Source organism: Fibrobacter sp. UWB12 (genome assembly GCF_900142485.1).
GTDB lineage: Bacteria > Fibrobacterota > Fibrobacteria > Fibrobacterales > Fibrobacteraceae > Fibrobacter.
In genome coordinates this window covers 87,850-104,994 of the sequence record NZ_FRAZ01000007.1, presented here as the reverse complement: position 1 = coordinate 104,994, position 17,145 = coordinate 87,850, and the positions used below count along the sequence as shown (strand labels likewise).

General features: G+C 47.4%; 15 protein-coding genes. 7 read left to right on the top strand and 8 right to left on the bottom strand.

Annotation, left to right across the window (positions count from 1 at the left end):
- Positions 1–124: 124 nt before the first annotated feature.
- The gene (locus BUA34_RS11790) at positions 125–2,062 is read left to right on the top strand and encodes a putative bifunctional diguanylate cyclase/phosphodiesterase (RefSeq protein WP_254794454.1); all 1,938 of its coding nucleotides are present in this window, start codon (positions 125–127) and stop codon (positions 2,060–2,062) included.
- A gap of 113 nt (positions 2,063–2,175) precedes the next feature.
- Here the strand turns inward: BUA34_RS11790 and pgi are convergent, their stop codons facing one another.
- A complete protein-coding gene (gene pgi / locus BUA34_RS11785) occupies positions 2,176–3,840 on the bottom strand; it encodes a glucose-6-phosphate isomerase (protein ID WP_072829849.1) in 1,665 nt (554 codons plus the stop codon).
- A gap of 218 nt (positions 3,841–4,058) precedes the next feature.
- Here pgi and BUA34_RS11780 point away from each other — a divergent pair, with 218 nt between their 5' ends.
- From BUA34_RS11780 to BUA34_RS11765, 4 genes are read left to right on the top strand one after another with little or no spacing between them, the layout of a single operon-like run.
- Positions 4,059–4,757, top strand: coding sequence for an SIMPL domain-containing protein (locus tag BUA34_RS11780; protein ID WP_072829847.1), 699 nt, complete (start codon positions 4,059–4,061; stop codon positions 4,755–4,757).
- A 2-nt stretch (positions 4,758–4,759) separates the two neighbouring features.
- A complete protein-coding gene (locus BUA34_RS11775) occupies positions 4,760–5,329 on the top strand; it encodes an HD domain-containing protein (protein ID WP_072829845.1) in 570 nt (189 codons plus the stop codon).
- Positions 5,329–6,438 (top strand): GTP pyrophosphokinase, encoded by a 1,110-nt coding sequence (locus tag BUA34_RS11770; RefSeq protein WP_072829843.1) that lies wholly within the window; start codon positions 5,329–5,331, stop codon positions 6,436–6,438. Before BUA34_RS11775 ends, BUA34_RS11770 begins: the two co-directional genes overlap by 1 nt.
- A 16-nt stretch (positions 6,439–6,454) precedes the next feature.
- Positions 6,455–8,473 carry a GTP-binding protein gene (locus BUA34_RS11765; RefSeq protein WP_072830005.1) on the top strand — a complete coding sequence of 673 codons (2,019 nt, stop codon included), beginning with the start codon at positions 6,455–6,457 and terminating at the stop codon, positions 8,471–8,473.
- A gap of 49 nt (positions 8,474–8,522) precedes the next feature.
- Here the strand turns inward: BUA34_RS11765 and BUA34_RS11760 are convergent, their stop codons facing one another.
- On the bottom strand, positions 8,523–9,890 hold the full coding sequence (locus BUA34_RS11760) for a carboxylesterase family protein (protein ID WP_072829841.1): 1,368 nt from the start codon (positions 9,888–9,890) through the stop codon (positions 8,523–8,525).
- Positions 9,891–9,950: 60 nt separating this feature from the next.
- Here BUA34_RS11760 and BUA34_RS11755 point away from each other — a divergent pair, with 60 nt between their 5' ends.
- A complete protein-coding gene (locus tag BUA34_RS11755) occupies positions 9,951–10,631 on the top strand; it encodes a CatB-related O-acetyltransferase (protein WP_072829839.1) in 681 nt (226 codons plus the stop codon).
- 12 nt (positions 10,632–10,643) lie between these two features.
- A complete protein-coding gene (locus BUA34_RS11750) occupies positions 10,644–11,750 on the top strand; it encodes an MFS transporter (protein WP_072829837.1) in 1,107 nt (368 codons plus the stop codon).
- Positions 11,751–11,855: 105 nt separating this feature from the next.
- Here the strand turns inward: BUA34_RS11750 and BUA34_RS11745 are convergent, their stop codons facing one another.
- The 6 genes from BUA34_RS11745 to BUA34_RS11720 all read right to left on the bottom strand — a co-directional run bounded on the left by BUA34_RS11745 (position 11,856) and on the right by BUA34_RS11720 (position 17,113).
- Positions 11,856–12,761 (bottom strand): DUF58 domain-containing protein, encoded by a 906-nt coding sequence (locus BUA34_RS11745; protein WP_072829834.1) that lies wholly within the window; start codon positions 12,759–12,761, stop codon positions 11,856–11,858.
- A gap of 118 nt (positions 12,762–12,879) precedes the next feature.
- Positions 12,880–14,853: a TonB-dependent receptor gene (locus BUA34_RS11740; protein ID WP_072830003.1), complete on the bottom strand. Its 1,974-nt coding sequence runs from the start codon at positions 14,851–14,853 to the stop codon at positions 12,880–12,882.
- Positions 14,843–15,346 (bottom strand): hypothetical protein, encoded by a 504-nt coding sequence (locus BUA34_RS11735; protein WP_072829832.1) that lies wholly within the window; start codon positions 15,344–15,346, stop codon positions 14,843–14,845. The genes BUA34_RS11740 and BUA34_RS11735 overlap by 11 nt, the downstream gene beginning before the upstream one ends.
- Positions 15,347–15,508: 162 nt before the next feature.
- Positions 15,509–15,784, bottom strand: a complete 276-nt coding sequence (locus tag BUA34_RS11730) for a hypothetical protein (RefSeq protein WP_072829831.1) — start codon at positions 15,782–15,784, stop codon at positions 15,509–15,511.
- Complete coding sequence (locus tag BUA34_RS11725; protein WP_072829829.1) at positions 15,785–16,204, bottom strand: hypothetical protein; 420 nt, start codon at positions 16,202–16,204, stop codon at positions 15,785–15,787. It lies immediately after the preceding gene.
- A 66-nt stretch (positions 16,205–16,270) separates the two neighbouring features.
- Positions 16,271–17,113: a metal ABC transporter permease gene (locus BUA34_RS11720; RefSeq protein ID WP_072829827.1), complete on the bottom strand. Its 843-nt coding sequence runs from the start codon at positions 17,111–17,113 to the stop codon at positions 16,271–16,273.
- Between the last annotated feature and the right edge of the window lie 32 nt (positions 17,114–17,145).

Here is a 17,145-nt window from a genome sequence, read left to right as displayed (position 1 = left end):
AGGGGGCGAAAACTTTTTTTACGATAAAAGGCGTATTAATGGCGTTTGAAATGTGCTGTTTTTCACGTTTGTTTTGCTATAACGCTGTAGTTTCATTATATTATACCATAAGGAATAGGTGATTATGAGCATAGTTGAATTCGCGAATCACGTGTTCTTTTTTCCGTCATTGCTAGTAGGGAGCGTTTACCTCGCGACACTTGTCGTTTTGGGCGAAAAAAAGAAAATGAAAGAGGTCCTTTTTTGGGGCGTCGTTTTTTCGTTATGTCCGTATATGATTTTATCGGACTTCATTTACCATGGCGTGATGAGTGTGCTTTTTCATGTGTTTGGGGCTGTTCCGCTGTTGGTGGATGTAATTGTTGATTACACAAGCCGTGTGTTGTTGATTCCTGTTGCGGTAATTGTTTGTTATAAGCGTCTTTCGGTTCATTGGTCGCTGTCGCTTTTTATGATGACTTCTTTTGTGGGAATTGGCTATTTAGGTATGGTAGTCGGGAAAACCCAACTTATGGCATTTATTGTAGATGCTGTGGCCATTATTCTTTGGTGGGTATTTGTTTGGTACGAGATATTACGTGTTCGCGAAGCTCGAGCTTTTGTGCGTTTTGACTTTATCGGCTTTGTTACGGCGTTCAGCATGTTCGTGAACCTTGCTATGTATGTTTGCGTGCGCATGATCGAAGTGACGCCTGAGTTCTTGAATTATTTGGTGTTCGTAGCTAGCCTTTTCTGGCTTACGCTTACGATTGCTGTAAAGTTGATTTTCAGAGCAATCCGTTTGACGCAACAGGCCGAAATTGCTCGTAACCGAGATGAGCTGACGGGACTTCCAAATCCGTTGCTGTTTTCGAATTATGTCCAGGAACTTCTTTCTAAAGATACGCAGAGCCGTTTTGCGTTTGTCGTTTTTGATGTGGATAACTTCAAGGCGTTTAACGAAAGGTATGGTTTTAGCGAGGGCGATGCTGCACTCAAGGTCTTAGCTTCAACACTCCGGAAACTTTTTGGCGAACGTTATGTAACTCGTGTTTCGTGTGACATGTTCCGTGTGATTGGCGATGTTGCCGGGATGAATTTTAAAGTAAAAGAAATACACGATAAAATACACGCTTTTTCGAAGCAAGGTGCATTGGAAGTCAAGGCTGGCGTTTATGCGCAGCGCGAACCGAACGAGAATATCGAAAGATGCTTTATGAGAGCTCGCCTTGCCGAAACTTCTATCAAGGGCCGTTATGACGAGTATGTTGCTGTTTACGTTGACGAAATGAGTTCTCGTGAACGTTTGAAAATGTACTTGATTACGCATATTGACGAGGCAATCGAAAACGAACATATCAAGGTGTTCTTTCAGCCTGTTATCGATGTCAAGACGAATAAACTATGTGGATTCGAAGCACTGGCCCGTTGGATGGACCCTGTCCATGGTATGATTTCGCCTTTGGATTTTATTGGGGTGCTTGAAGAAGCCCATTTGATTCATAAGCTTGATGTATTTGTTCTAAAAAAAGTTTGTGAAGGGTATCGCAATGAGGTGAATTTAGGGCATAAATGTGTGCCTGTTTCGTTCAACCTTTCTCGCTTGGATTTTAAGCTGAGCGAAATCTATAAAGAAGTCAAACGCTTTACGGATATGTACAAAGTTCCGCACGAAATGCTTCATATCGAAATCACGGAATCCGTGTTGGAAGATGATGATGGCGGCTATATCAAGGAACAGATAAAGCGATTCCAGGATGAAAAATTTGAAGTCTGGATGGATGACTTTGGTTCGGGATATTCATCGTTGAATATGCTGAAGGATTATGATTTTGACTTTATCAAGATTGATATGGTCTTTTTGAGAAACTTTACCGAAAAGTCCAAAGTAGTTATCCAGTCGATGGTCGAAATGGCTAAACGCCTGCATTTGGGAACACTTGCTGAAGGTGTTGAAACGCAGGAACATTTGGAATTTCTAAAGGCAATCGGTTGTGACCGCGTACAAGGTTATTACTTCTCGAAACCGCTCCCGTATGACGAGGTGATGAAGGTGCTCGAAGAGAAGGGAATAAGCGCGTAAAACGACTTGTAGAATTTATTGAGGGTATGAAAAAAGCCGCAGCGGAATGCTGCGACTTTTTTAATTGCGTTTGGCAATGGCGATCCCGGAACGGAGTCCGGGATGACATGCGATTAAGCCTGGTGAGCCTTGAACCAGCGGATGAGACCGTTGGTGGAGCTGTCATGGTTGAGTTCAGCATCAGCCTTTGCAAGTTCCGGGAGGATCTTCTTGGCGAGCTGCTTACCGAGTTCAACACCCCACTGGTCGTAACTGTTGATGTTCCAGATAACGCCCTGCGTGAAGATTTTGTGTTCGTACATGGCGATGAGAGCGCCGAGCGTTTCCGGAGAAACGTAGTCCATCATGATGGAGTTGGTCGGCTTGTTGCCTTCGAATACCTTGTGCGGAGCGAGGAATGCGATTTCTTCTTCGGACTTACCATCCTTGCGGAGTTCTTCCTGAGCCTGAGCGAGCGTCTTACCGTTCATCAAAGCTTCCGGCTGGGCAAAGAAGTTGGAGAGGAGCTTCTGGTGGTGATCGCCAATCTTGTTGTGGCTATTGGCCGGGGCGATGAAGTCGCACGGAATCATCTTGGTGCCCTGGTGGATGAGCTGGTAGAAGGCGTGCTGGCCGTTCGTACCCGGTTCGCCCCAAAGGATCGGACCCGTCTGGTAGTTCACGCGCTTGGAATCGCGGTCAACGGTCTTGCCGTTAGATTCCATGTCTGCCTGCTGGAAGTAAGCGGCGAGGCGGTGGAGGTACTGGTCGTACGGGAGCATGGCGTAGCTAGAAGCGCCAAAGAAGTTGTTGTACCAAACGCCGATGAGAGCGAGGATAACCGGGAGGTTCTTGTCGGCCGGAGCGGTCTTGAAATGCTGATCCATTTCGTAAGCGCCCTGGTGGAGCTTCATGTAGTTGTCGAAACCGATGCGGAGTGCAATGGAAAGACCGATTGCAGACCAGAGAGAGTAACGACCGCCAACCCAGTTCCAGAATTCGAACATGTTAGCAGTGTCGATACCGAAAGCGGAAACGGCTTCGGTGTTGGTGGAAAGAGCAACGAAGTGCTTGGCAATGGACTTTTCGTCGCCATTGAAAGCCTTGAGAACTGCAGCCTTTGCAGTTTCGGCGTTCGTCATGGTTTCAAGAGTGGTGAATGTCTTGGAAGCAACGATGAAGAGCGTTTCTTCGATGTTCACCTTCTTGAGGGTTTCGGCCATGTGGGTGCCGTCGATGTTAGAAACAAAGTAGACTTCCGGAGAGTATTCGCCAGCAGCCGGCTTTTCAGCATACGGCTTGAGAGCTTCGGTGACCATCACCGGACCGAGGTCAGAACCGCCGATACCGATGTTCACAACGTACTTGATGGACTTGCCGGTGTGGCCCTTCCACTTGCCCGTGCGGACGAGCTTGGTGAATTCTTCCATGTGCTTGAGCACACGGCGAACTTCGGGCATCACATCCTTGCCATCGACGCAGATCGGATCGTTGCCCTTGTAGCGGAGAGCGGTGTGGAGCACAGCGCGCTTTTCGGTGGTGTTAATCTTTTCGCCAGCGAAATACTTGGCGCGCATGTCTTCGAAGCCAGCAGACTTCAGGAGGTCCTGGAGCTTTGCCATGGTTTCGTCGGTGATGATGTTCTTGGAGTAGTCGAGGAAAAGTCCGCAAGCTTCGACGCTGAACTTGTCAGCGCGAGTCGGGTCCTTTGCGAAGAGTTCCTTCATCTGCCAAGTCTTGGCGACTTCGGCATGGGCCTCGAGGGCCTTCCATTCCTTAGAATCAGTCAATTTAGACATAGATTATCCTTTCCGCACACGCGGGTTTTTGTTACGGGGGAAAATATAGAAATTAGAATGTGGTCTTTAGTCATTAGTTCTTGGTCATTAGATGTATAATCATGTTGTTGTCTTGGGTAAAAACCAACGACTAATGACCATTGACCAATAACTAGTAACTACTCAAGATTGTATATTAAACTTATAGCCGTGGGTGTTTTGCGGCGAAGGAGAAATATATGTCTAGAGTAAAAGAAGCTTTGGTGTTGGCAATTGCAATTCTCGGTCTTGGAGCTTTCCTCTATTGCGCCATGATGCACACGAAAGATAGGGACCGCGTTGTTTCTGTCCGAGGCCTTTCCGAACGTGAAGTTAAAGCGGATTTTGTGATTTGGCCTATCGTGTACAAGGAAGTCGGGAATGACCTCTCTGTAATCTATGATGCAGTGCAGGCGAAAAATGCAACACTTGGAAAGTTCTTGCGCGACAATGGCGTCGTGGATTCCGAAATCAGCTGGTCTGCTCCGGAAATCGAAGATGTGCAAGGCGAACGTTATGGCGACAACAAGCGCCCGTTCCGCTACATTGCGACTGTCGTGACGACGGTTGCATCGAAGAATGTGGACCGCGTCCGTGATATCATGGGCAAACAGGGCGACTTGCTGAAGCAAGGTATTGCGTTCAGTGGTGATGATTACCGCTACCGCAAACTTTACAGCTTCAATGGCCTGAACGAAATTAAGCCCGCGATGATTGATGAAGCAAACAAGAATGCCCGTGCTGCCGGTGAAAAGTTTGCAGCGGATTCCGATAGCAAACTCGGAAAAATCAAGACTGCATCGCAGGGGCAGTTCTCCATTAGTGACCGCGATGAAAATACGCCGTACATCAAGAATGTCCGCGTTGTTACCAATGTTCAGTATTTCTTAGAGGACTAATTATGGATACTTCAGTTCTCGATAAGGCTATTGTTTTTGCGGTCAAGGCTCATGCTGGCACGGAACGTCGCGGAAAAGGTTTCCCTTACATTGTCCACCCGATGGAAGCTGTCGAAATTGTCGCTACGATGACAACCGATCAGGAACTTTTGGCGGCGGCTATTTTGCACGATACCGTTGAAGATACGTCTGTTACGTTGGATGATATCCGTCGAGAATTTGGAGACCGTGTGGCAAAGCTTGTGGAAGAAGAGTCCGACGTGTTCATGGAAGGCGTGAACGAGTCGGATTCTTGGCATGCCCGCAAGCAGGCGGCAATTGACAGGCTTTCGTGTGCAAGTCGCGATGCAAAAATGGTGGCGCTTGGAGACAAGTTAAGCAATGCTCGAATTATCTATCGCGATTTTGTACAAAAAGGCGATGAACTTTGGAATATTTTCCATGTGACCGATATAAAAGAGCATGAGTGGCATTATCGTGGCTTGGCTGCGGCCCTGAAAGAACTTGAAGGAACTTTTGCTTATTCGGAATTTTCGGATTTAATTGAAAAAATATTTGGTGGTAGAAAATAATGGGCGAAGATTCTGTAGAAAAATATGGGTTGAATCCTGCTGAAACGATGATTCTTGAGGATTATCGCGAAAAAAAGCCAATTTATGAGCGGTTGAAAGTTTTTGTTTGTGATTTGCTCAAGAAAAAAGTGGCAGAGAATAACATTTATGTGACTGCCGTTGAAGCGCGAATCAAGGCAGAAGCGAGCCTTGCCGAAAAACTTGAACGTAAAAATGGCAAGTATAAGTCTCTGGCGGATTTGACGGACATTTTGGGTGCCCGCGTGATTGCGTTCTACAATGACGATGTGGACAAAATTGCGGCACTTGTTGAAAGTTTGTTCAAAATTGACTGGAAAAACAGCGTTGATAAACGTAAAATGCACGAACTCGATAGCTTTGGATATAATTCGTTGCATTTTATATGTACCATCCCGAAATCTCTGTACGAAGATCCGGAATGCCCTGAAATAAATGAAATTCACTTTGAAATTCAATTGCGCACGGCTTTGCAGCATGTGTGGGCGGTGCTTGATCACGATACGGGCTACAAGTCGGGTTTTGAAATTCCTCGGGAATACTTGCGCAACTTGAATCGCCTTGCGGGAATGTTGGAATTGATTGATGAACAGTTCAGCAAAATCCGTACGGATCTCAATAATTACAGGTTCCATGTGCAATCGCTGGTGCGTTCGGGGCGCTTTGATGAGGTTGCGCTGAATGGCGACTCGTTTACGAATTATTTGAAGTTGCGACCGTTTGATAAGTTGAACCAACGCATTGCGGCAATCAACCAGGCCGAAATTCATGAATCCTCGCTTATGCCATTCCTCAAGGCGTTAAAATTTTTGCGATTCAAGACGCTTGGCGATGTCGATAGGTTAATCAAGGATAATGCCGATGATGCCTACAACTTGGCGGCTTTCCAACTTGCGAGCACGGATTTGGACATTATTGATTCTTCGTTGGGCGTGATTAGTTTGCTTGCTGTGTTCATACTGAAAAAAGGTGGTGGCGTGGCGGGCATCCGGACTGTTTTGGATGATCTTTACGGTGAATCGGCGAGTCACGAAAAGTGGGCGAAACGACTATACGATAAGGCGTTGAAACTCTCGTTCATGAACCAGTAAAATGTATCTTTGGCTTATGAAACAGCCGATTCGAAATATTGCAATTCTCGCCCACGTTGATGCGGGCAAGACGACTCTTTCTGAGAGAATCCTTTTTGCAGCAGGCGAAATTCACCGCCCGGGACGTGTAGAAGATGGCCTTGCCACGATGGATTACATGCCCGAAGAAAAGGAACGCGGCATCACGATTGAAAGTGGCGTGGCGCATTTCGAATGGAAAAATACGTGGTTCAATTTTATCGATACGCCGGGACATGTTGATTTTGGTGCCGAAGTCGATATGGCGCTTACGGCTGTGGAAGGTGCTGTGCTTGTGGTGAGTGCCGCAAGTGGTGTCGAAACGCAGACGGTTGCCTCGTTCCGCAAGTTGCGAGAATCGCGTGTACGTACGATTTTATTTGTAAATAAACTCGATAATCCCGATTATTCGCTGGACGAAACGCTCATCAACATTGAAGAAACGCTTGGTGTGCGCCCGGTGCTCATGTCTGTGCCGCAATTCAAGAATGGCAAAATGCATGCCGTGCTCGATGTGTTGAGCCAAAGCCGTTTGGTGCATTCGGAATCGGGTGCAGAAGTTCTCGATGACGGTTGGGAATCGGATGCGGGTTCTGCGGAAGAGCGTGCGCTTTTGAAAAAGTATTATGCCGAAGCGGTGGAATTTGCAAGCAATTTTGACGATGAAATTTTGTCGCTTGCACTTGAAAATAAGCCGGTGCCGCCCAAGATGCTTTTGCGCGGGCTCAAGGCGCTTGCTGCAAGCGATGAATATGTGATTTGCTATGCGGGCTCTGCGCTGGAAGGTTTTGGCGTTCGTAGCCTTGTGACGGCGCTTTCGTTCTTTTTGCCGGAAGTCCCGACTTTTGGTGAAAACGAGTTGGGGCAAGTTGTGCGTTTGAGGCATTTCCGTGGGATTGGCGAGATTTCGCTGTTCCGCAGCCATGTGGATTTGTTGCGCCGTGATTGGCCGGCGGGCTTTGAGTTTTCAAGGCTCAAGGCGAATATGCTTTTGCCAGTGGATGAAATCCGTGCGGGCGATATTTATGCGATGGTCTCGCCGTTTGAAACAGAACTTGGGCAGGTGATTTATTTAGACGAGAGAGGCGAAAGTGCGGCGGGTACGTCATTGCGAGCCGAAGGCGAAGCAATCTATGAAGCTGCAGGAGATGCCGCGGAAAATGCCGCCGGAACTGCCGCGCCGTCGATCAGCGAAAATTACTTGCCGTTGTTGCAGACGCGTGTGGAATGTGTACGCACTGAAGATTATGCCCACGTGGAGCGTAGCCTCTCAGTGCTTGCGCGAATGGATCCGAGTTTCCGCGTGCAAAAGGACGATGGAGGTTTCTGGTACTTGCATACGGTGGGCGAGGTGCAGCTCGATGTGCTGCTAGCCCGCTTAAAACGTGAATTTGGTTGCGAAGTGAGAGCCGGTAGCCCCGAAGTGCGTTGGCAAGAACGCTTGTGCTGTGCCGTGGGACCTGCAGAAAATACGTTCCAGATTGGGCCGCATAAAATGTCCATTAGCATTTCGGCTTCTCCGCTAGAGGGTGATGCTCACGATATTCGTTTGTCTGCGGAGTTCATGGAAAGTGCCCCGCGTGAAATTTTGGCGGGTGTGCGTTCGGCACTCTTGGAATCGACCGAAGTCGGCGTGCTCGGCAAGGGCCCGCTTGTAGGCGTACGTTTTGAAGTCCATCGCTTTGAATGGACTGAAGGAGCGCTTCCGCCGATGATCAAGAAGTGCTGTGCCGATGCGGTGGCTAAACTCGTGAAACCTGCAGATGTGCAGTTGTACGAACCGGTGATGGAACTTTCGCTGGAATGTCCCGTGAATTTTGCTGGTCTTGTGACGGGCGATATCCAGGCTCGCGAAGGCAAGGTGAAGGAAATCGAAGGCGATGGCAAAACGCACTTTTTGAAAGCTGACGTGCCACTGCGAAAGATTTTCGGTTATGCTACGGGTGTCCGCAGTATAAGCAAAGGGACGGCGCTTTACAGCATGAAGCTGCTCGGCTACCGTCCTGCTTCTGTTTAATATTTTACAGTTTTAAATTTGAATGGAACGCTCGCTTTGGCGAGACGCGTTATTTACTGATTCCAATGCGTATGGCGCGTTCACCTTGCACGTGTAATACGTAAACGCCATTGCTAAGCGAGCTCAAGTCTACAGATTCATTTGCGGATACTCTACCCGACATTGCTGGGCGGCCGCGAAGGTCCATCACGGTGTATTTTAGGTTGTTGCCGCGAGTAACGATGAAGCTCAAATTGCCCTTTTGCATCTGGATTCCCGATGCGCGAGATGCAATAGTGTGCTTGCCGATAGATGTTGTCGAATTTGAGGAAGCGAGTTTAAACAAAAAATCAAAAACTTTTGTTTGTACTGTTTTTTCGTATTCGAGTTCGTCGTATACTTCGTGGGTTGAAGTGTTTGCGAAAAATGTTTCGTGCTCAATATTCTTGGCTTTCAAGATGGAGTCGATGACGTAGCTTCCGTAAAGTGTAGGGGTTTCGACAACAAAGTCGATTGCCTCTACAAGGGGTGCGTATTCCTCAGGTGCCATTCTCTTTAACATTCTTGCAGCGCCATCGAGTGGATGCCCGACTTTAAAGGGAACAGTTTTGTCTTCGGTTCCATGAATAAGAAGGACGGGAACCTCGCTGCTGCCGATGATGCTGGGGTCATGTGTTGCTCCCCACAAGAAAACACCGCCATTTGCATGGAAACCAACGCCTTGTTCGCCGTAGAGATTCAGTGGGCCGAGATCTGGTGCATCGCCGTAGTTAATGTAACTTGGGAATTCACTTTCGTTGTTTGTATAAATGTTTTCGATGGAAAGAATTGCTCCAGAACTGTTACCGATAAGGTAAATTTGGTTCGTGTCGATTCCGTATTTGTCTGCGTTTTTGCGCATGTAGCGCACTGCGGCGTTGATATCTTGTACTCCGCGATACACTGATCGTCCGAAATCAGCGCTGTCAATGCTGAGAGAGTTGCCTTCGCCTCTAAGCGATACGCCTGTGCGGTATCCCATGGATGCTGTCACGAATCCACGTGCTGCAAGAGAATCGCAATAGGTGATTGAAAGCTGGCTGAAATCGTTTTTGGAACCTTTAATCATGGCTCCACCGTGAGCAACGATAACTGCTGCGCGTTTTTTTTCTGTGTCGCCCTTTGGTGTGTAGATGTCCATTTTCATGGAACTGAGTGTTACTTCGCTTTCGCTTGTATAAAAGAAGATGCTGTCTCCAAAGGAAAACGTTAATTTCGCGATATCATGCAGTGAACTTAGTTTTGGAACTTTTTCTGCATAAGTGACATCTACTTCTTTGGAAACCTCGAATAAGCGGTCCTTATAGCGAGTTTCTGCTGCGTTTGTGGTAATGGCTAAAAGTGTGACTGTTGCGAGAACGGTCCAAAAAACTTTTTGGCCGAAAATGTGCGTATTCATGCGCCCCTCCAGATTGAAATTTTAGGAAAATATAGACAAATTTTAAAATATATTTAGAGTATGAGCGAAAAAATCCCCAATCCAAATACAATTTATCCGATTGCAGGCTATGAAAAGGAAATCTATGTCAAGCCTACGGTTAAAAATCCGAATATTATCGTCGGAGATTTTACGTACATCGCGGATTCGGAATTCGAAAGTCATGTGACGCACCACTATGACTTTATTGGTGATAAACTTATTATTGGCAAATTCTGTCAGATTGCGGCTGGTGTGGAATTTGTAATGAATGGCGCGAATCACCAGATGAATGCTGTTTCGACTTTCCCGTTCTACACGCTCGAAGGCTGGAATATGAAACCGCCTGCAAAAAGCGATTTGCCGTTCAAGGGCGATACCGTCATCGGGAACGATGTGTGGATTGGGCAAAATGCGGTGATTTTGCCGGGCGTGCATGTTGGCGATGGTGCTATTATCGGTGCGAATAGCGTTGTCGGAAGCAACGTGGAACCGTACACGGTTGTGGTCGGGAATCCGGCGGAGACAATCCGCTACCGCTTTGACGAAGAACTGACTTCGCTCTTGCTGAAGTTCAAATGGTGGGACAAATCCATCGAAGAAATCAATACGCTGATTCCGGTGCTTACGAATAGCGATTTGGAGTGGGTGAAAGAAGAACTAAAAAAGAGTATTCGCTCTGGAGCGGAGTTCAGAATGACAAGTAATCGGAACGACGAATAGAGGATTCTTTTTGTGGGATTGACTCGTTATTTAGACATCGTTTTCCTCAATTGGCTGCATTCGCTTGTTAGCGAAGATGTTTTGTTTTATGTGTTGTTTTTATTCCTTCCCGCATTGTTTTTGGTGGTGATTTGCAAATATAAGCCATGGAAAAAATTGCGGCGCGGAGTCACTTTAACTTTGCCAATAATAGTTTGCGTTTCTCCATTTGCTTTTTTGACGTGGGTATTTTGGAAAACTTTAAGTAATGGTGATGCTGATGATTTTATTCGTATTTCCGTTGCTCTGCTTATATATGCTTTCGGTGGCGTCGTTGGCTATTTCTTCAATGTTCGTAGGGGGCGACACTGGTTACTTCTTCTCGCGGGGTTGTTCTCTGCGTGTTCCGTATACGCATTTCTGGATTCTTATCCTCCGAAGTTGTTTTCTTTCGGTTCAATTGTTGATGAGTCTATTTCAGAAAAGCAGGACGACTTTGATTATGAAATTAGAATGGAACTTGCAAAAAAGAATATAATGATTGATGATTATATAATGATTGAATCTACAATTTATGATAAACGAATTGCTCAACTTCGTGTAAAGAAAGATTCTGCTTTTGTTTGTACGTCAAAAGAAATATGCGGAATTAAGGACACTACGGAAATTTGCGAGTGGATTGCTTTAAAAACGAATGATGACGCTGCGTCGATAAAAGGCGTTAATGATCAATTCTTTATAAAGATTGATACGATTTATCATTCTCCATTGAGAGGTGCCGACAATTTACGTCAGTTTTATGAATGTTGTGCCGAAATTTTGAAACCTTTCGCGTTAGAAATTCCGTTCGATGTGTCGCCAGAAAAAAGAACGGTTTCTCAAATTCATCTACTGAAAAAACTTGTTGAATCTTATAAAGAAGAAAAAGTTCCGTATGATATATGGGACGGCTACATGTTTGATATTACACTACTGGATTATCGCCACGGCGTCAAGCGCCGTATTGAAATCGGGAACGCCATGGCTGCGGAACCGCGGGATTTGTCGAATGCAAAACGCATTGACGAAATTGCCCGTGCGTTCTTGCCGATAACAAAAAACACGCCAATGGATTGGCGTGGTGAAAAGTGTAAAAAATAGATCCTTCGGCATGCTCAGGGTGCTTGGATGACGTGGTTTGTTTGCTGGATTATTTTTGCTCACAACCTCAAAGGGCGAAGCTCGACCCCATACTTCACGCTTACTTTACATCCTTGCGGCTTTCGCGCGTCGGCGGAAGTGTTCGATAAGCGGGGCGACGGTTTCCTTGAAGTCGTCGTGCGTCTCGATGCGGACAAAGTCGATCGACATGCGCTGGAAGAGTTCCTTGGTGGCTTTGCCTTGACGTTTGGCTTCGCGAGCGAATGCTTCGCGGAAGGCGGCGTCACCGGTGTCGATGAGGAGCGTTTCGCCGGTTTCTGGGTCTTCGAGTTCTACGAGGCCTGCAGGCGGGAGTTCCATTTCACGCGGGTCAACGACGGACACGGCGAGAACGTCGTGGCGCTTGCGCAACACGCGGAATGCATTTTCAAAACCTTCGTCCAAGAAGTCGCTCATCACAACGACCACGGCTTTGCGGTTCAATATCTTGCCGGCATATTCCAACGCAACCTGTGTGTTGGTGCCGTGGTGCTGCGGCTTGAAGTAAAGAATTTCGCGGATGAGGCGCAATACGTGCTTGCGGCCTTTCTCGGGCGGGATGAACAGTTCGACTTGGTCGGTGTAAATGAGGAGGCCGACCTTGTCGTTATTCTTGATGGCCGCAAAGGCGAGGAGAGCCGTGAGCGTTGCCATGACTTCACCTTTCATTTGCTTGCCAGAACCAAATTCGGAACTGCTAGAAGCATCGACCATGAGGAGCATGGTCATTTCGCGTTCTTCGATGAACTTTTTGACGTAAGGCGTGCCGGTTCGGGCGGTCACGTTCCAGTCAATGGTACGCACGTCGTCGCCTGGCATGTATTCGCGGACTTCGCTGAATTCCATACCGTTGCCTTTGAAGGAACTGTGGTAAGCTCCGGTCATCACGGTGTCGAGCGTGCCGCGCACAGAAAGTTCAATGCGGCTAACGGTCTTTAAAACTTCTTTATCAAGCAATTCTTTATCGGCCATCGTAATTCTTCTTTTTTTCGCTAAAGAATATACAAATATCGCACGGGAAAGACCATATGGAGGCGCTTTATGTAATAGGGAATGGCGACCCCGCAACAAGTGCGGGGTGACTGTATTGTTAAAACTCCGCTTTCGCAAGAATGCTTATATTGCGGCCTTTTTCGGGCATGACGGATTTGAGGCGCGAAAGGTGATTGCGGACATCGGCATTGAACAAGTTATCGCCACGAAGGATGATGCTGTAATTAGCGAGCGTGAGCGCCCAATGGAATTCTAGGAGCGTACCGAACGTGATGTAGCCGGGGGTGCGTTGTTCGTAGCGGTCTAGGCGATTTTGCGCGAGTGCAAATTCCGTGTTGATTCCTGCGCGGATGTGTTGCCAAATATAAGCCATTTCGGCATGAAAATGGAACGGCGGAATTTGTGGCATGTCGCTCCAGTTTTCGTTCTGGTAGAATCCACAAACATAACTTGCGCCTGCTTGGGCATAGAATCCCTGCTCTGCCGAAGTCTCAATGGATGCGTTTGCACCCATGAGAAGCGCGTCGTCGCCGCTGACTTGGTAAATCGGCAAAAGTTGTGACCAGTTGGTGTCGCCGGTGGCGCGTGGTGCTAGGTGGTTCAGGAACCATGTGATGTGCGTTGAAGCTCGCCAGTTGAAGTGCTCGCCGTAATCTCGAAATTCAAGTTCTGCTCCGTAACCGCTTTCGGCATCGAGTTTGTGATAGCCACGTTCGTAAGTGTAGGCGGCGAGATGCGGACCTTGGTTGTAGAGTTCTTCGATGGACGGGGCGCGTGTGGTGCGGAAAATATCAAGTGTCAGGAATTTCCCGGGAGCAACGATTTGTGAAAATTCGGCAGCGAATGCCCATAACGCAAAATTGCGGTCTTCAATAGCGTCTTTGTCTGCAACGATGCTTTCGCGTGGTCTGAAAAATGCTCCTCCAAGTCGTGCGGACAAGGTGATTTCTAAACCATCCCATCCGTTCAAGCATGCGATGGAAAATAGCGATGCAGCGTAAGAATTGGTGGGAGGCGTAAAGACATAACCGCCCATTTCGACAGAGCGGCTGTCGAGTTCTGTACCGAGACGAATACCGAAAAATGGACCGCTATTGGCGATGAATTTTTCAATGCGCAAGTTTGCTTGATTGACGGCGAATTCTGCGCCAACGTATTTCTTTGTCTCAAATTCCTTGTGGTGGTATTGATTGTAACGGAAGATAACGTTGAGTGTGTCAGGGCGTGCTGCTGGAATGTACAATCCTTGCAATGTGAAGTCGCGTTTGGATAGTTCAATGTCTACGCCGTTGGGGTGACCACCGATGAATCCGCCGGGGATGCCATAATCGGAATTGAAGGAACGGAATGAGGCTCCAAACTTGAATCGGTCGAGATTGTAAGCTGCGCCGATGGCAATACTCCTGTTTTCGATATCCGTATTTTTGAGCGTGCCTTTGGATGTTTCCATGTCGCCCATGTTGCGGGCGGAAACTTCACCTTTGAGCGAAACGCCGTGAACGCTTGCATTTGCGCTGATAACGGTTGCAAATCCCGGTTGGCCAGTTTCGGCGTAGTTCGCGATGTAGCCGTGGAAAAGCGAATCATCGTAGGGAATGTCATGGTGATTTACTTGAATTACGCCACCTGCGGTGGCGAAAGATTGTGCGAGAATTTGTGGTCCGCGCGTGATGCGCAATTTGTGTGCGGTCAGGACTTCGGATGCGACGGCGTGATCGGGCGATGTTGTACTCATGTCTCCGCAAAAGGAACCGTCTTCGGTAAGCGTGACGTGACTGCCTGAAAGCCCCTTGATGACAGGGCGTGCAGCGGCGGGGCCCATCGAACGGATGGCAATGTCGGGCTCGTTTTTTATAGTCTCTGCGATAGTTGTAGAAATTTTGCGGTCGAGCTTTTCGTCTTTTAAAACTTCGTCTTCGCGGAGGCCGTTTAAAATTGTTTCGCTAGAGTGTTCGGCGACAACTGTTGAATTGCCTAAATCTTGGATAAATTCTTGGGCAAAAGAAAAATGAAGGAAGCCTCCGCAAAGGAGGCTCCCCATGACAGCCCTAATAAGGGTGTTATTCATCATCGTCATCGTCCTGGAACGGGCAATCTTCTGCCTTCAAGGCTTTGTCGACAATGACGCGAATTTCCGGCGTGCGTGCGTCGGCGTGATCGTGGTGCTTGACCTTGAGCGTTAGCGTTGTTTCGCCTTCCTTGACGCCTTTCAGGTGGAATCCCCAGCTGCCACATGCTTCGATGTCGAGGATGGATTCGTCGCCAATGTTCCAGCCGAGAGAATGCTCGTCGTCCTTTGGTGCAGAAATTTCTTTCTTTTCGTCGTCGAGGAACTTGACGGTCAAATGTTCGCTAAGGCAGTTTGCATTGACGCGGAGCGTTTCGAGGCTCTTGTCTTCTTTGCCCTGGTAAACGCTATAGGCAAGTTTCCAATCGGGCCAGTAGAGGTTCCAGCCTTCGGCTTCGAAGTGTTCGTGCTGATCGGTGGAGGTGGAATTGCTGTCGCTGCAAGCGGCGAACACAAGAGCGAAAATGGCGAGTGCCAAGAATTGGAGTTTTTTCATTATAAATCCTTTGTTTTTTGCACAAGTGTGCGAAGAATGACAACGCTTCTAAACGCTTAGGGAGGTGTGCCTAAGCGCCTAGAAGGTTGCAAATGTTGTTGATAGGGTTTAACAACATTTTTTTTTGTACAAGTTTATGGAATTGTTTGGATTCTGATCCAGTTAAGTCTTGATGGCGGGAGGGCCGCGAGGGTTATAACGATGAACAAAAGTCTGCGGATTTTGCGAGGCGTACTGCACTTGTAGAATAAATAACAGAATCCAAAATACGACCGCGATAGGCGTGAAATTGTCTAGATTGTATCCGTCGTGAATCAATGCGCAAACGGGGCAGTCTTCGTGCTCCTCGAAATCATCGTGATGGTGTTGGGCAACTGCCAAAAGACATGCCGTAATCAGCACGATGATGAATTTGCGTATGTGTGATAGACGAATCATTTATCTAAAAAGTTTTGCGTTCTTGATAATTGGAAAGCCGATTCCATCTTCTTCTTTTTCAAATTCAAACGTGCCGATGATAGTGATGGAGGCACCTTCGCTTGGGTATTCACTAGGATACTTTCGAGGCTTTGCAGTTTCGAAGGCGAGCCCTTGTGAACAGCAGGCGAGTGCGTCCTTTATGATGCAACCGAAAAAGCGTCGCCCGGTTTCTTCGTCTTGATAGCTCGAAAAAGCGCCTTTCATTTTGACGCTCTTGCCGACAAACTTTTGCGGCTCGGTTACCATCTGATAAACCATGGAATAGACCATGGTGGCGCTCATGCGAGAAAGGTCAATGTCAACATGATTGGAGTGTTCCTTGGCGAATGTTGCTGTTGTGAATAGAAGCAAAAGTAGAATTGTTAATAATTTGCGCAAATCAAAATCTCCGATAAAAAATTATGGATCCTTCCCCTATCGCTACGCTTCTGGGTCAGGATGACGTTATGCTCTCCTGCAACGGATGAAATTTGTTATATAACAGACCAAAAACGCAGCGATGTCCATGGCTACAATCGTAGAACCGACGGGAGTTCCGGCCAAAATGGCAACGAGAATTCCTGCGAGGTAGCAGACTACCGAAATAACGGCTGCAGCAACGGTCACCGTGAAAAAACGCTTGAAAACGCGCATGGCAGAAAGTGCCGGAAATACGACGAGTGCGGAGACCAAAAGTGCGCCGACGAGGTTCATCGCAAGGACGATGATGACCGCGATAATAATGGCGATGATTAAATTGAATAAATTAACGTTTACGCCTGTAGCATGTGCAAAATTTTCATCAAAGGTGATGGCAAAAATCTTGTGGTAAAAAAGTACGAACGTTATGAGGACTACAATAGAAAGGGCTACGCAAAGATAAACGTCTGTCGGCTTGAGCGTAAGAATGGACATGGAACCGAAAAGCGTTGTACAAACATCGCCTGCGACATTTGCAGAAGCGGAGAAAATGTTCATTAGCAAGTAGCCGATGGCGAGAGCCCCCGCTGAGACCATTGCAATGGCTGCATCACCTTTGATTCTGGCGTCTTTCCCGCCGCAAAGGAGCAGTACAGCAACCGTGACAGTTATTGGCAAAATAATGAACATGTTATTTGTGACTTTCAGGACTGCGGCAATGGCGAGCGCTCCGAATGCCACATGCGAAAGACCGTCGCCAATGTAAGAATAACGCTTGAGAACAAGCGTTACTCCCAAGAGCGATGAACAAAGCGATATAAGCGTACCGACGATAATCGCGTAACGTACGAACGGAAAGTCGAGATAGAATAATAGAGTGTCGAGCATTTGAAATAGAAAGTGGAATTTTTTAATGTCAT